Origin of the sequence: Tropicimonas marinistellae, from assembly GCF_001509585.1 — a bacterium.
In the GTDB taxonomy this organism is placed as follows: Bacteria; Pseudomonadota; Alphaproteobacteria; order Rhodobacterales; family Rhodobacteraceae; genus Tropicimonas; species Tropicimonas marinistellae.
In genome coordinates this window covers 189,081-204,784 of sequence record NZ_LNCI01000002.1, presented here as the reverse complement: position 1 = coordinate 204,784, position 15,704 = coordinate 189,081, and the positions used below count along the sequence as shown (strand labels likewise).

Annotated in this window: 12 protein-coding genes, 1 tRNA gene and 1 pseudogene; 1 reads left to right on the top strand and 13 read right to left on the bottom strand. The window is 61.2% G+C overall.

Features of this window, described 5'->3' with window-relative positions; genetic code table 11:
• Positions 1-39: 39 nt before the first annotated feature.
• Positions 40-1,179 carry a cysteine desulfurase DndA gene (gene dndA, locus ARC39_RS04350; RefSeq protein WP_068110635.1) on the top strand — a complete coding sequence of 380 codons (1,140 nt, stop codon included), beginning with the start codon at positions 40-42 and terminating at the stop codon, positions 1,177-1,179.
• A gap of 128 nt (positions 1,180-1,307) precedes the next feature.
• Here dndA and ARC39_RS25180 read toward each other — a convergent pair whose 3' ends face one another.
• The 13 genes and pseudogenes from ARC39_RS25180 to ARC39_RS04285 all read right to left on the bottom strand — a co-directional run bounded on the left by ARC39_RS25180 (position 1,308) and on the right by ARC39_RS04285 (position 15,615).
• On the bottom strand, positions 1,308-2,204 hold the full coding sequence (locus ARC39_RS25180) for a RelA/SpoT domain-containing protein (RefSeq protein ID WP_078059068.1): 897 nt from the start codon (positions 2,202-2,204) through the stop codon (positions 1,308-1,310).
• Complete coding sequence (locus ARC39_RS04335; protein WP_068110626.1) at positions 2,204-3,886, bottom strand: DNA sulfur modification protein DndB; 1,683 nt, start codon at positions 3,884-3,886, stop codon at positions 2,204-2,206. Before ARC39_RS04335 ends, ARC39_RS25180 begins: the two co-directional genes overlap by 1 nt.
• Positions 3,876-4,250, bottom strand: a complete 375-nt coding sequence (locus ARC39_RS04330) for a GIY-YIG nuclease family protein (RefSeq protein WP_068110623.1) — start codon at positions 4,248-4,250, stop codon at positions 3,876-3,878. Before ARC39_RS04330 ends, ARC39_RS04335 begins: the two co-directional genes overlap by 11 nt.
• A gap of 424 nt (positions 4,251-4,674) precedes the next feature.
• A pseudogene (locus tag ARC39_RS26540) lies at positions 4,675-5,004 on the bottom strand (transposase); the annotation flags it as partial.
• Between the two features lie 282 nt (positions 5,005-5,286).
• Positions 5,287-5,376: transfer RNA gene (locus tag ARC39_RS04325), tRNA-Ser, on the bottom strand.
• 82 nt (positions 5,377-5,458) lie between these two features.
• Complete coding sequence (locus tag ARC39_RS04320) at positions 5,459-6,181, bottom strand: alanyl-tRNA editing protein (RefSeq protein WP_068110621.1); 723 nt, start codon at positions 6,179-6,181, stop codon at positions 5,459-5,461.
• The gene (locus tag ARC39_RS04315) at positions 6,181-8,691 is read right to left on the bottom strand and encodes a DUF3772 domain-containing protein (RefSeq protein ID WP_068110620.1); all 2,511 of its coding nucleotides are present in this window, start codon (positions 8,689-8,691) and stop codon (positions 6,181-6,183) included. The genes ARC39_RS04320 and ARC39_RS04315 overlap by 1 nt, the downstream gene beginning before the upstream one ends.
• 2 nt (positions 8,692-8,693) lie before the next feature.
• Positions 8,694-9,731, bottom strand: coding sequence for a cysteine synthase A (locus tag ARC39_RS04310; RefSeq protein WP_068110619.1), 1,038 nt, complete (start codon positions 9,729-9,731; stop codon positions 8,694-8,696).
• A gap of 54 nt (positions 9,732-9,785) precedes the next feature.
• A complete protein-coding gene (locus ARC39_RS04305) occupies positions 9,786-10,910 on the bottom strand; it encodes an NUDIX domain-containing protein (RefSeq protein WP_068110618.1) in 1,125 nt (374 codons plus the stop codon).
• 23 nt (positions 10,911-10,933) lie between these two features.
• Positions 10,934-11,377, bottom strand: a complete 444-nt coding sequence (locus ARC39_RS04300; protein WP_068110617.1) for a TrgA family protein — start codon at positions 11,375-11,377, stop codon at positions 10,934-10,936.
• 30 nt (positions 11,378-11,407) lie between these two features.
• Complete coding sequence (locus ARC39_RS04295; protein WP_068110614.1) at positions 11,408-12,619, bottom strand: SAM-dependent methyltransferase; 1,212 nt, start codon at positions 12,617-12,619, stop codon at positions 11,408-11,410.
• A gap of 147 nt (positions 12,620-12,766) precedes the next feature.
• Positions 12,767-14,212 (bottom strand): cryptochrome/photolyase family protein, encoded by a 1,446-nt coding sequence (locus ARC39_RS04290; protein WP_068110611.1) that lies wholly within the window; start codon positions 14,210-14,212, stop codon positions 12,767-12,769.
• A gap of 176 nt (positions 14,213-14,388) precedes the next feature.
• A complete protein-coding gene (locus ARC39_RS04285) occupies positions 14,389-15,615 on the bottom strand; it encodes an aminotransferase class V-fold PLP-dependent enzyme (RefSeq protein WP_068110608.1) in 1,227 nt (408 codons plus the stop codon).
• Positions 15,616-15,704 lie beyond the last annotated feature (89 nt).

Here is a 15,704-nt window from a genome sequence, read left to right as displayed (position 1 = left end):
GATTGCTCGGGTCAGGCGCAGCTGGAGCGTGAATCGAAGATGCCGATCTACCTAGATAACAATGCCACGACGCCACTTGAGCCTGAGGTTCGGGATGTCATGCTGCACTACTTCGATGTAGAATACGGCAATGCCGGTAGCCGCACGCATGAGTTCGGGTCGCGCGCAAACAAGGCTGTGCAACTCGCAAGGGAGCAGATCGCGGCCTTGGCCGGTGCGGACCCAACCGAAGTGATATTCACGTCCGGAGCGACCGAGGCGAACAACCTGGCCATCCTCGGCCTAGCCGACCATGGCCGCCGGACTGGCCGGCAACACCTTGTCACTTCGGCAATCGAACACAAGGCGGTGCTCGAGCCCATGAAGGCGCTGGCCGGGCAAGGTTTCGAGCTGACCATCGTTGGCGTCGGGCAGTCCGGGCGAGTATCTGCGGACGATATCCTTGCCGCGGTTCGCGACGATACTCTGCTCGTCTCGGTGATGCATGCGAACAACGAGACGGGCGTCGTCCAGCCGATCGGCGAGATTGCCAATGGTCTCGAGGGCCGGCAAACCTATTTCCACATGGACGCAGTTCAGGGCTTCGGCAAGGAGCTTGAAGGACCCCGTCATGGACGAATCGACATGCTGTCGGTCAGCGCCCACAAGCTGTTCGGTCCCAAAGGTATTGGCGCACTCATTGCGCGACGCCGAGGATATGAACGGCCGCCACTCACGCCGTTGCTGCATGGCGGCGGTCAGGAGCGGGGTCTGCGGCCGGGAACCTTGCCGGTTCCGTTGATCGCTGGATTCGGCGCTGCCGCAGCAATCGCCATTCGGGATCACGACTCGCGAAGGCTGGCATGCATTGCCGAAAGGAAAAGAGTCCTCGAGGTCCTGGGAACCCTTGAGCCCAATCTGATCGGCGATCAGGCGCACACATTGGGCCATGTCCTTGCGCTTGGGTTCGACGGCGTGGATTCAGAGGCTCTGATGCTATCCCTGAAAGACCACGTGGCCATCTCCAATGGGTCGGCCTGCACATCGGCAAGCCGCGAGGCTTCACACGTTCTGACAGCAATGGGGTTGGACCGGGATCTGATTGATTCGGTCGTTCGCTTTTCCTGGAGCCACTTGCAGGTTTCAACGCCGTGGGCGGAACTCGCAAAGGAGATTAGGGGGCTGAGCATCTTGGTATGAACTTGGCACAATTGGCAAAGGCCAATCATTTGACCGATCGAGGCCTAGCCACGGCAAGGGCAAGACAAAGACGGAATGCGCCCCAAGCAACCGAGCATCTCTGTGATCATCGGTCTTTGGTCGACCAGTTAGAGATAGAATCTGGGATGCGTTACGCACAACGCCGCATGCGATGTCGAATTTAGTATGAGAACGTCAAAGCGCACCGGATCAAGCGTCCTGCTCAAGTGCTCGAATTCGGCGACCGCATCAGACCTTTCCGAAGCTCCAAAGCTTATCGCTTTGATGATGTCAGACGTGCGCCCATCAAAGATCAAGAGCTCTGATCTAACTTCGTGCGCGTCAATAGCATCGATGGCTGCGTTGAATTTCCTTTCGATCCAAGGCATACGGTACTCAAAGGGCTGCCGCGCTGACGCGAGGCGGTGCCCTATCTGGCCGGAAGCTCCGGGTACACTTTCTTCAAAGTCAAAGATCGCTGCGGACAATGCGTCCAAGTACGCCCTCTCTTCGTCGGTCCCGCCTCCCTCTTTTACTTGCTCGCCTAGGCTCTCGGATTCGTTAGCCCACAATTGTTGCGGGATTGAGCGTAGCTGGATCTCGATAGGCAAATCGTTGTGAGTGCCTGTTACATGGATTGCTCTGTATTCAGTTCGATCGTTCCGGCGATCCATGACCCGAGACTTTTCAACCTGGGCCTCGATCAGGCCGACCAGAGCATTCTGGTCGTCGGTTGTGCGGACTATGACGCGAAGACCCGCAATATCTGCCATGCGGGAAAGATCCATCGTTGGTTCCCGAACGAGCTTTCGTACAATGGACTTTGTTCTTTTGATTCTGCCGGAAACCAGAGCATCAACGTCGGTGGAATCGATTTCGCCGACCAACCTGGCGTTCATGTCGACGAGTGACGGGTCGAAGCGGCGACGGTAGTGATCCAGAAGATCTAAATCCTCCGGAGTCACCACCGCCCTAAGCCGTTTCCCAAGCTGTTTCAGGCCAGCTTTCGAGAGCTCGCTGGACACTACTTCACCGGCACGGGCAAGCTCGAACCGTAGCTGTTGTCCTCCATGGGCACCAGTTTACCTTCGAAGTTGCGCCACATGGATTGATCGTCGTTTGCGCGCAGCACCCTAACACCTTTGCCCTTGGTATCGGGGGCCCCATCCATGAGAGCGGACTGCTCAGCCTGATCACCGCCTCTGATCATATAGACCAGCAGCTTCGCAGCGAGGTTTTGATTGCTCATGATCATCTTTCGGCCAGCAGGATCGAATGTCACCCCATACCAGACGTTGCTGGGCAGCTGCTGGTTGAAGCCGCCATCCGAATCCATCCGCCGCAATTTTTCGAAGATCTGATCGAGCGACATTCCACCCGCAACGAGATCTCCGACCGCCCGAGCCAGGATTGTTTGGCCGATCGGCCGAAGAAGCAGGTGCCCCTCACCGTTTGGCTCATCAGGATCGAACAGACGCATCGCATCGATGTCTTCCAGGCTATCAACCCGCCTGAAGACCGGAAGGCGCTTCAGGTGGTCGAGGAATTCCTCGAACAACTCCTGTCCGCTCTTCAATTCCTGCTCAGAGGGACGCAGGGGAACTTGACCTTTGAACTTCGGCTCCCAAGATTTTGCGAGATCTGGCGCGACCGATGAGAGATAGTTTTCCGTCATGTCCTTCAGCGCTTGCAGAGTCGTAATCCACACACTGCGCTTCGGAAGACTGGAAGTCTTCCAATTCACTCTGGACTTCTCCTTCGGCGCCTCAAAAAGCGGATGCGAAAGCCCGGCATGACGCCCGACGAGCGCAAACCCGTTCGACTCATCAAGCAGGATGTTCTCGCCTTTGTCCGTCCGCTTGGCGTAGCTGTTGATCGCAACAAAGACCGAGCGGACACGTTGTTTGGCTTGAGAGGCCGTCTCGCCCTTAATCACGGCAGGGATGTACTCAACCGAGATTTGTTCGTCTAGCGTCGACTTTAGTCGGGCTTCTTCGACCTTGAATGCATCAAGGAATTCCTCCCGGGTTGTGTATTTCCCGGTCGGCGCTCCGCCCTTCTTCCGAAAATCAAGGCGTCCCTCCTGGAGCGCCTGGATGCCTCGAATACCCATAATCCGGTGTTGCCCGTCCAGAGCATAGGTGTCTACGTGCCGGAGATCTATGAGGCCCATGTTGCCACTGGAATCGAGAGCCTCAAACTCCACCGCGGACTTCAGTGCTCGGCCATCACTGCTCCAATTCTCATGCTTGGGGTCGTCGACCCAAGCAGGGCTAACGACAGCCAGAATCGTACCAAACTTGTGGTTCTTGTCGTGAAGCAGGTAGGCCGTGAGCGCAGGCTGGCGTGTCCAATCCGGCGCCCTTTGAGCAAGGTCAGCCGCGTTGCCCTTGTCAACTTGCACCTGGCCCTCGTCGTCGATGTAGTTCCGAAGGAACGGCATCTCCGAACCCATCTTGATCTTCACCGGGTCGCTCACATACCGAAGGGTGTGAACAGCGGTGTAGGAAGGCACCCCTACATTTGCACCAGTATCGGCAAGCGTGCTGCCCATCACGCCGCGAAGTACGATCGCGTGACCATCCTTCTGCAGCGCATTGTCAAGTAACCTGCTTAGCGTTTGCGCTTGCTTCCGCTCCAGCGCCTCCATCTCTTTGATTTCGTCCAAAGTGATGTCGCCCGCACGGGGCATTGTTTCAGAGGTCATTGTTTTCTCCATAGCGTATGATGTTGGCCTCCGGCTGAAGTGCTTTGATCAGCTCCTTCTCGGCTTTGCTGATCTCATTTCGCTCAAGCACTTGGAACCAGAGCTCAAATTTCGAATTCTTAGGGCCGGCAGTCAGGCGGCGCGACAGAGAAGCATTGTGGGTCCTCCAAGGATCTAGGTGCTCACCGATTCGACGCCTCAGGCTGTAGGTCTTGCCGACGTAGATCGGTTCAACTCGAAGCCTCAATGAAGCAACTTCAAGAACGTCGGCGATGACGTAGACGCCCGGCAGCGCGGGGATACGCGACGGGGTCGCTCCCGGGACCCGGACGCTACGCCAATGGCGCGTTCTTTCGGCAAGCATTTCTCTCTCCATAAGTAGCTTTCGGCGCTTATCTAGAGCATATCGATGTATGTTACAAGTAGCTTTGGTTATATTTTAATAGCAACGCATAAAGCTTTTCAGAGATCATAGTCTTTGAACTCGCAAGGTGCTCGATACGACCGGGATCGGAACCGATAGACTAGGGTGTGGTAGAGTTGACCCGTTTATCCTGCGCCCGTGAACTACACGAGCCAGGACCATGGCCGCACTCACCCGTTGCAGCCATGACGACCGCAATACGAAGGGCTATGGGGTCGCGTACCGCGCGATCGGCAAATAGTCGAAAACTTCGAGGGCCTAGAGGGTCGGGGCGCCACCCGCCCGGGTTGAGGAAAATCTGCTCCTGCGAAGACTGGCAAGACAAAGGCCGCTATCAATGTAGTCTTCATGGAGTTGGCTAGGCCATCCGGTGTGCGAGGCAGCGCTGGCAGATCGATCGCGGAAAGCAGGTCTTAATCGCCTTGATCACACCGGGCGCGCCGTCCGAGACGACCAGCAGCGGATCACCCAGCCCTCGGGCACGCATGTCCTGAATGAAATAGCTGACAGTCATTACATCTTCCTTCGATCCTGCCATAAAGTGCGGCAGCACGCGCTGACCCGTCGCCGTGAACCCCTAGGCTGCCATCACCGACTCGCGCCGCTGTCCCGGCCGGATGCGCTCGGCGATGCCGTCGACGAACGAGTAGACAGTCTCCGGCTCACCGAGGTCTCGCGTGGCGAAGTCATAGTCTGGGCGGAGCGTCATGTTTTGTTTGACGACAGTTCCCAACGAACCAGGTGCGACCAATATCAGAAACGATTTCGGCGCGAACTTTTCCCATTGAGAAACAGAACGTTACACGGTGAGTACCAAATACTCGAAGTCAACAGGTCCGGAGAATATCGGCCTTAAGAGACCGCTTTCTGACCTCCCGACACTGAGGTCGGTGAATAGCCCACCCCGCATAACCCTTGAACACAACGACAAAATCCGGCCGTAGTCGGATCGGGAGAACACTTTCGCGGAGGCAAGTGGCGGAGAGACAGGGATTCGAACCCTGGAGACGGTTTCCCGCCTACACACTTTCCAGGCGTGCGCCTTCGACCACTCGGCCACCTCTCCGGTGGACGAGGGTTTAGCCGCAACGCCGGGAGGGATGCAAGCGGATAACGCATGGAAAACGCGTATCGCGCCCCGGTTCCCGTCAATTCGCCAGATGCATGTTCACCCGCCGATTTTGCGCGCCCTTCTTCTCCACCTTTCCGATCCGGATGCGGCCGATCTCGCCGGTTGAGGCCACGTGGGTGCCTCCGCACGGCTGCAGGTCGATCTGCGTTGCACCGTCGCCGATACGCACCAGGCGCACAGGTCCTCTTCCAACGGGTGGTTTCACCGACATCGTCTTGACCAGTTCCGGATTGGCCGTCAGCTCCGCCTCCGAAATCCAGTCTTCGCGCACCGGCAGGTCCCGGTCGATTAGTTCCTGCAGCGCCGCCTGGAGCGCATCCTTGTCATCCAACGCCTCCGGCATGTTGAAATCGAGCCGCCCTTTCTCCGCGGCCACGGCGCCGCCCGTGACCGGCAACGGGATGACGACGGAAAGCAGATGCAACCCGGTGTGAACGCGCATGTGCCGATAGCGCCGTTCCCAGTCGAGGGCCTGTCTGACAGCAGTTCCCACCGGCGGAAGGGCCGCGGCTTCCGCCGGCACGAGGACGATCTCATCGCCGCCGCTCCCCTTGAGCGTCGTTGCAATCTCCAGAACCCGGTCCTGCCAGTGCAACGCGCCACTATCGCCCGGCTGGCCGCCGCCGGTGGGGTAGAAGATCGTCGCGTCAAGCACCACGCCGCCTTCCGGCGTGTGTGCAGTCACGGTGCCGATGGCCTCCCGCATGTAGGGGTCATGGCGGAACAGCATCTCTGTCATCAATCATCCTCCTGCGACGGCAAGTAGGGCTCCGGATCGGGCCGGTTCGTGGCTGTCGCGACCGCGCCGGATGCCCCCTGATCGCCCCCCTGCCCGCCAGATGGCATCCTCGCGCCGGGCACAAGCGCCTCGGGATTGCGAAGCCAGATGTCACGTTGGGCGAAGGGAATCTCGATCCCTTCCTCAGCGAAACGCTCCGCGATCCGATGGTTGAGTTCCGTACGCGCACTCAATCCGAAGTTGATATCCCGCAAGATCACCCGCATCTCGAACTCCAACGCATCCGCCCCGAACCCTTGAAAGACGATGAGCGGCGGCGGGTTGACGATGACCAGCGGATGTTCCTCGGCAATCTCCTGAAGGATCTGCGCCACCTTGCGCGTGTCAGCCCCGTAGGCGACCCCCACCGGCAGGATCAGCCGGCCGCTCAGGTTGCCGCGCGTCCAGTTGGTGACCTGTCCGGTAACGAAATCGGAATTCGGCACCACGACGTCGGTCCGGTCGAATGTCTCGACGGTGGTCGCGCGCACCGAGATACGCTTCACCGTGCCCATGATGCCGCCAACTTCGATCCAGTCGCCTTCCGTCACCGGTCGTTCGATCAGCAGGATCAGGCCGGAGACGAAGTTCGACACGATGTTCTGCAGGCCGAAACCGACACCGACGGAAAGCGCACCGGCGACGATCGCCAGATTGCTGAGGTTCAGACCGGCCACCGAAACGGCGATCACCGCCGACAGAAATATGCCGACGTAACCGAGCCCGGCATTCACCGCTTTTTGTGCGCCGCGGTCCAGCGATGTGCGCGGCAGCACGGAACTGCCCACCGCGCCCTGCAACAGGCGCGTTGCCACGTACCCGGCACCGAAGACCAGCAGAAGGATGAAGAGCCCGGACGGCGAAACCGTCACGTCGCCAAAGGAGTAGCCCTCGTTCAGCTTGGTCCAGAGTTCCACGATATCGGACCAGCGCGCGCCCCAGATCACGGCAAAGAACGGCAGGGACGCGAAGGCAATGGCGAACTTGGCAAGAACGGCCAGGAGCCCGTCCCCCACCCGGTCGCTTGGAGCCAGGAGTGCCAGCAGACCGCCCGCAAGCTGCTGCAGGAAGATGACGAGCGCCAGCAGACCGAGAGTCAATCCGGGCGAAAGCGTGAAAAAGACCCCTGCGCGCGTATAGCCGATCGCCGCAAAGACGGGTCCCAGGATCGCGGCATAGAAACAGGCGTGCCCGATGAAGCGACCGATCACTTTGATGAAACGGCGTTCGCCCGGAATGTCCGCCGTTTCGTCCGCCTCAAGTGCTTCGTCACCGCTGTCTTTACGGCTGCTCGTCAGGATGAGCCGTCCCAATCCGTCCAAACACACCGCGGCCAACGCGATGATCGGGAAGGCCAGAACTGCAATCGTCCCGGTTTCGAAAACGAAGAGGTCCATGGTGCGGCGCAGCAGGATTGCCAGGCCCACGAGAAGCCCCAGACCATTGGAATAGAAGCGTCCGCGCACCCTTTGCCGCGCGCTGAGTTGCAGGGGCGTGGGCCAGTTTTCATCGCGCGGAAATGTCTGGCCACCGATCCAGCGCGCGGCAAAGAACGCCGCCCCCACAAGTGGGACGATATCGAGCAGTCCTTCGCCCGCGGAGCCAAACATCTCCGTCAGCCTGAGCGCCGTGGCGAGCGCCCAGATACCGATTGTCGGCATCAGAAACTGACCCAGCGACAGGATCATGGCGACGACGAATATCCTGTCGTCGCTGCGCTTCTCCCGGACAAGCCGCTTGACGAGTTGGTAGAAAACCGGCCGCCCGAAGGTCAGCAGCAACGCGGAAAGCGCCAGAAGTATAGTTATTTGCGGCAGGTTATTCCAAAACTGCCGACGGTCGCTGCTCAGGTGGAGCGACGAGCTCAGTTCATTTCCAATTATGCGGAGGACCGTCAACGTGTCAGCAAACGCGTTCCGGACATTTGCCGGATTTAGCGGCGAGGGCCCGCGTTCCAGCAGCGTCTGAGTCTTCCTTTCCCGCAGAAGGTGATCGACGCGGCTGATCAATCCCTGCGCCCGCGCATAGGCTTCCTCTGCCTGGCGCACCGGCGTGATCAGACGTTGCAGCTGGACATCCAGATCGGCACGCAACGCGGCAAGTTCCGTGCTCTCGCTCGCCCCCTCTTCCGGGACCGGTCCGAGCGCCTCGATGCGGTCGTTCAGCGCGGTGATCAACGTCTCGCGGCTGCGTTGCTCCTCAAGGAAAAACGCCCGCCAATCGACCAGCGTTCCGCGCAGCGCTTCGAATGCCTGATTGGACGCGCGGGCGGCCGCAAGTGCCTCCTCGGCACGGGTCGCAACCTTCTCCCATTCAGAATAATGGTCGGCCGCGCTCGCGTCGGCTTCGTCCGTGGCCGCCCATGCGGCACCGAAATCATGAAAAAACGCTCGGTCGGCGCTCGGTGGGACCCCGATCCACACCAGCATCGCAAGCAGCAACGCCAGCCCGCCAGCCAGCAGCCGTTGCACGGCTACGCCTCCTCGAAGACGGTCGGAACCGGCAGCGCGGCGTCACTCTCCAGCCAATGCGGCACCGGCAGACCCTTTGCGCGCAGGAAGTCCGGATTGAACAGCTTGGACTGGTAGCGCGTTCCGTAATCGCAGAGCACGGTGACGATGGTGTGACCCGGTCCCATCTCGCGTGCCATGCGGATCGCACCCGCCACGTTGATGCCCGAAGAACCGCCGAGGCAGAGGCCTTCGTGCTCAAGCAGATCGAAAACCACTGGCAAGGCGTCCTCGTCGGACACCTGGAATGCCATGTCGGGTCGAAAGCCCTCCAGGTTCGCGGTGATCCGACCCTGCCCGATGCCTTCGGTGATCGAATTGCCCTCCGGCGCCGCGGTCCCTGTCTCAAAGAGCGAGTACATGCCGGACCCCATCGGGTCGGAAAGCGCAACCTTCACCCCCTTGGGCTGAAGCGCCTCGCCCACGCCCGCCAACGTGCCGCCCGAGCCCACCGCACAGATGAAGCCGTCCACTGTGCCCTCGGTCTGCGCCCAGATCTCCGGCCCCGTCCCTTCAGCATGCGCCCGCCGGTTGGCGACATTGTCGAACTGGTTGGCCCAGATCGCGCCATTCGGGTCATCGCGGTTAAGCTCCTCCGCCAACCGCCCGGAATACTTGACGTAATTGTTGGGGTTCCGATAGGGGACCGCGGGCACTTCCACCAGCTGCGCACCCGCGAGCCGGATCATGTCCTTCTTCTCCTGGCTCTGGGTTTCCGGGATAACGATCACCGTCTTGAACCCCATCGACGCGCCAACGAGCGCCAAGCCGATACCGGTATTGCCCGCGGTTCCTTCGACGATCGTTCCGCCCGGGCGCAGGGTGCCCTTTGCAATCGCGTCGCGAATAATGAACAGCGCCGCGCGGTCCTTCACCGACTGGCCGGGATTGAGAAACTCAGCCTTGCCGAGGATCTCGCAACCGGTGGCCTCGCTGGCCGCCCGAAGGCGAATGAGCGGTGTGTTGCCAACGGCGGCTGCCAGGTCGGTCCTGATTTCCATAAAGTGCTCCCTCGGGGTTGGATGCACTCCTTGCTAGCCCAGCGGGAAGCGGTGTCAACTGTCCCCACGCAGGCTTTCACGCATTCGCGAAAGGTGCAGGAGCAAGAGGATCAACGGTCCGACGTTTATCTCCCCGCTTTCGACAAGCGCCATCGCCTGTTCCAACGGAACGATATGGCTGCGGATATCCTCGCCTTCGGTCTCAAGCCCCGCGATACCAGCCGCGTCGTCGGGCAGATCGGCAGTGGCGATATATGCGAAGAGATATTCGCTCTTCGCCCCCGGGGTCGGGTAATACTCCGCCACCAAATGCAGGTCGCCAAGTTCCAGCCCCGCTTCTTCCCGCGCCTCTCGCCGCGCGCTCTGCTCGGGAACCTCGCCGCCATCGATCCGGCCGGCGATCGGTTCCAGCATCCAGGGTTGCGCATCGCCACGGGCATATGGCCCGGCGCGGAACTGCTCTATCAGCAGCACGCGATCCCGCACCGGATCGTAGGGAAGGACAGTCACGGCATCCGCCGAAATGAAGGCCGTGCGGTTGAGTTCCGCGCCGTAGTCGCCGGAAAATTTCTTGTGCGCAAAATCGTACTCTTCAACCGAAAAAAAGCGGGAATAGACAAGGTTTCTGCGCCTCAGCCGGATGTCGTCCGGTATGGCACGGCGGCGCAAGGTCGTAGGTGCAGAGCGGCGGGCGTTGAGCCGCGCTTGCGCGCGCGCCCGAAGCGGCCCGAAACGATGCGCGACCTCGGTCGCCGGGCGCTTGTCCATGTCCAGCAGGATCTCCTCCGCCGTCAAGCACGTCAGCGGGCCCCAGCGGTTGGCCCAGGCTTCGATGTCCCAGTCCTCACCCCGGGTCGAATCCTCGGCAGGCGGCAGGTACATCTGCGCCGGGACCGGTCCTGTCTCCGTCCAGACCTCCACCGGTCCGAGCTGGTATCCGAAACCACCTTCGTAATAATCCATCCGCGCAACCATTTCGGCCGTGGGATTTGCCAACAGCAATCCGGTGGCCTCCGCGCCTTCCCGGGCAACGATCATGGGAAATGACTCGTCTGCGGCACAGACGACCGCATGATCCTTCAGGCACGCAGGCGTCAGGCGCTCCGTCGCATCCTCCCCCAGAACGAGAGCACGCAACGGCGCATGGCACAACGTGCCATAGAAAAAGATCCCAGCCATGAAAAAAGCCCCCGGAAGTCAGCTCACGCCCAGCGTTCCGACGCCCACTCCGACAGAAAAGCCGCGAGAACCCCGCCGGCGAGAAGAACGATCGGCACCTGCGGATCGCTTACCATCAGCAGGAAATACTCTGCAATGAGATCCGTCATACCGGCGAGCGCATCGGTCGGGCCGTCGTAATACCGCCGCGTAGACCGCACGACCATCTCGTAACATGACCACGTAACGAGCACGTAGAAAAGTGCCACGGCGATGGTTCGCACACCCGATCCCGCGGCCGCGAAATATCCTCTCCCGGCCAGCTGGCCCATGACATACCAGCCGCTCAACAGGCCAAGGAACGTGTTGATAGGCGTCAAAAGACCGAACTTGGTCCCTTCAGGAAGAATGGGCTTGAAAATTTCGGACGCGAAAAACGCAACGAAACCAAAGGCCACTGCGGCAAACAGCTTGGCGGCGGTAGGCATGTGCTGCGAGGCTCCCTCGTAGTGAACATCTCAGGCCGTCCGATTGACGGTTATCTGGGTTACATCACAGTTTCGGGACGAAAATGAGGCAGCACAGGCACATAGGTAGAACTCCCACATCCGGCGGAAGCGATCATCGAACCCAAGGGCCGAGATCTCATCCCAGCGGTCGTTGAAGGTCTGATGCCAGCGGCGCAGCGTCCGGCTGTAGCTGTCGCCGAATTCTATCGACCCGAGAACCGACAGCCCGGCCCTCTCGACCTCCCTGTGCAACACGGACGGGCTCGGCAGCATCCCACCGGGGAAAATGTACTTCTGGATGAAATCGACACCCCGGCGATAGATCTCGAAACGCCGGTCCTGCACGGTGATAATCTGAAGCGTCGCATTTCTTCCCGGTTTAAGACAGTCACGCAAGGTATTGAAATACGTCGGCCAATACTTCTCACCAACCGCCTCGAACATCTCGATGGAAGCGATGCCGTCGTACTGGCCGCGCTCGTCGCGATAGTCCTGCATACGGATCTCGACCCGCTCCTGAAGACCTGCTCGCGCAATGCGTGCCTGCGCAAAATCATGTTGCTCGCGGCTGATGGTCAGCCCCGTGACCTTGACGCCGCGTTCCCGCGCCGCAAACTCGGCAAACCCGCCCCAACCGCAGCCGATTTCCAGCACGTGGTCGCCCGGGCGCGCGCCCATCCCATCCATCAGGCTGGCGTATTTGCGTGTCTGAGCTTCTTCCAGCGTCTCGCCCGCGTGCTCGAATCGCGCCGAGGAATATGTCATCGTGTTGTCGAGCCAAAGCCGGTAGAAGTCGTTGCCCAAATCGTAGTGATACGAGATGTTTCGCCGTGCCTGGCGGCGGCTGTTGTCCCGAAAGCGGTGCCGGAGCCGCTCGTACAGCCGCACAAGCGCCATACCGCCGAACTCGTCGTAGATCTCTTCCTCGCCGGTGTGGACGTAATCCATGAAGGCCTGAAGGTCCGGCGTGCTCCACCACTTGTCGAGATAAGCCTCGCAAAACCCGAGGTCGCCCTCGCGGACAAGACGCGCGAATATATCCGGATTGTGAATGTCCAACCGTGCGACGGGCCCGGCTTCGACGCCTTCCGCGCGAAAGATCCTGCCGTCGGGTAGCGCGATATCCAATCGCCCTTTCGGCGTCCGGGCGGCACGCTCAAAAACGTGCGCGAAGTAGCGCGGCAGGCCGGTCTCACCGGCGGTCGTGGTCCTGATCTGCATCGTCCCCCTCCAAGAACCCGGGCATCCTTTCGGCAATCTCCGTGCAGGTGGGCGCCCCACCAGCACCGACCATATGATCGATTCCGGTGCGACATTCCGTCAAGCCCCCGGTCGACCGACACGATGAAATGGGCCAATTACAGCCGGTTACCCCGGATTATCGCTACCAGAACCGCCTCGTGCCGCGTCGTAGGCGGCCAAGGCACGGGCCCGCCCCTCTGCCAATCCCACCGTCGGTTCGGGATAGGGAGCGCTCGGGCGAAGGTTCCAACGCGCCGGAACGGCCTCGAAATAGTCCAGGGCCGTCCGGGGCGGGCTCTCCTGCCCCTCGGCGATCCAGCGCGCGACATAGGTGCCATCCGGATCGAAGGTCTTTCTCTGGGTCTCCGGGTTGAAGATCCGGAAATACGGCGCCGCATCCGGACCGGAGCCCGCCACCCATTGCCACCCCATCGCGTTGCTTGCCGGATCCCAGTCAACCAGGTGCTGCTCGAACCAGCGCTGGCCGATACGCCAGTCACACATCAGGTGCTTGGTCAGGTAGGACGCAACGACCATGCGGGCGCGGTTGTGCATTGTTCCGGTCACCTGCATTTCCCGCAGTCCGGCGTCGACCAGCGGAACGCCGGTGCAGGCGCGTTTCCACGCAATCGCGTCCGGATGGTTTTCGTCTTTGTTCCAAGGGAATGCGTCCCATTCCTCACGCCAGCTGCGGTGCAGTATGTGCGGAGTGTGCCAGCACAAATGCCAGGCAAACTCGCGCCAGACCAGTTCCTTGAGATAGGTCTCGGCACCGGCGTTCCCGTCGTGATGCGCCCGCATTGCAGCATGCCAGAGCGTCCGCGGGCCGATTTCGCCGGTCGCCAGATAAGGGCTCATGCCCGACGTTCCCACGCGGTCGAGCGCGTTTCGATCATGCGCGTATTGCGCAAGGTCATCATCCAGAAATGCATCGAAGCGCCGCTGCGCCGCCGCTTCGCCGATCTCCGTGTAGCGTCCGACGATCTCCGCCCCGCGCCGCATGGGCGTCGACAGGTCCCATTGATCCAGCGTCTCGCTCAACGGCCAGCGATCGGGCGCTGGAATGGCCGACGGCGCCGGCGACGGCGCTGCGACGTCCCTGCCCCGCACCGCGCGCCAGAAGGGAGAATAGACTTTGTAGTGTCCCCCACCGCCAGTCGCGACCTCCCAGGGCTCGAAGAGCAAGGCGGTGGCAAAGCTGTGCACGGCAAGGCCGGCTTTCTTCAGGTCCGACTTGATCGCGGTGTCCCGTTCGACGGATGCCGGGTCATAGAGCCTTGACCAGTAGACATCGGCGGCACCCGTCTCCCGAACCAGATCGAGGAGCACGTCCCGCGCGTTGCCGCTGCGCAGAATGAGGCGTGACCCGTTTTCGGCAAGCGACGCCGCGAACACCTCCACAGCCCGGCCCAGCCGCCATTTGGGTGCGGCACCCAGATTGTCCACCGAGGCATCGCGTATGAAGACTGGGACGACCGGTCGCCCGGAAGCGCAGGCCGCCGCGAGCGCGGGCGCATCCTGCATGCGCAGATCGCGCCGGAGCCAAAGGAGAATGGGGGATGAATCTTGCATGAAACCTGTCCGATCAGGATGCAGGATCTAGTACCCTTCGCGCGCGAAGCAACACAAATCGCTATCGAATCCCGGTCGCCAGCCCACTGAGCGTCCAGCAGGGCGGAGACAGTGGTCTTTCCCGGCAACCGTCAGATCGGGCGGCACACCCGACCGCCAGCAACATGCCGCCCGGCTTACAGCACCGTGTCGAGCGCCGTGCGCAGCCGGTCAACTTCCTGCTGCGTCGTGTAGTGAACGAAACTCAGGCGCAATACACCCTTCGTCAGCTCAATACCCATCGCTTCCAGTGGGCGCACGGCGTAGAAGTCGCCACCGCCAGCCATGATGCCATGGGCGGCAAGTTCGGCGGCGGCCGCCTCTGCCGGACGGTCGAGCGCAATCGCCACCGTCGGCGCCCGGCGCGTCGCCTCGCGCGGACCGAGGAGCCGAACGTCGTTTCGGCTTGCGAGGTCGTCCAGCAGGGGTTGCAGCAACTCGCTTTCGTGGCTCCGCATCAATCCGTGAACCGCCGCGCCTGTCATTGATGGTGTCTGCATGGCCATTCCATGATGGGCCGCGACTGCATCGATGTAATCGGCGATCCCGGAACATGCGGCGACCTGCGCGTGATCCGGCCCGGCCGGCGTGAACCGCTTGTAGAGCGTTTCCCCATTGAAATAATGCGCCTGGTTGGGGAGCGCGCTCCCGATCTGGCGACGAACGACCATGAGCCCCTGATGCGGGCCGTACGTCTTGTAGGCGGAGAACAGGTAGATATCTGCGCCCAGCGTGCCAACATCCGGCAGGCCATGGGGCGCATAGGACACGCCATCGACGCAGACGAAAGCGCCAGCGGCATGCGCAAGCGCCGTGATCGCCGCCACATCGTTCACCTCGCCGACAACGTTGGAGCAATGCGGGAAACACAGCAGCCGTACATTGCCGTCCGCGAGGAGCGGTTCCAGCAGCTCCGGGTCCAGGTGCCCCGTCGCCGGATCGATGCGCCATTCGCGCACGTCGATCCCCTCGTCGGCAAGCCGCCTCCAAGGGCCCGAATTGGCCTCGTGATCCTGATTGGTGACGATGATCGCGTCGCCGGGGCTGAGCCAGCGGCGAAAGGCGTTCGCGAGGACATAGGTGTTCTGTGTCGTCGAGGGGCCGAAGCTCAGTTCGTCGGTCTCCACGCCCAACAGCGCCGCGAGACGTCGCCGCGCTTCGTCCATCTCCGCCCCCGCGGCTTCGGACGCTGCGTAGGGCGCGTAGGGCTGCACCTTTCGTTCGCGATAGAACCGGGTCAGGCGGTCGATCACCTGCCCGCACGTGTAGGAGCCGCCGGCATTCTCAAAGAACGCCTGTCCCTGCAGGGACGGTTCGTCAAAGGCCGGGAACTGGGATCGGACGAAATCGACGTCGAGTGTCATGTTGCCTCTCCATGTCGCATCACGGCGCATAGAAAATCCAAAGGGCGGCGATGCGCAAGCACCGCCGCCCCCGATTTCCGATCGCTGAC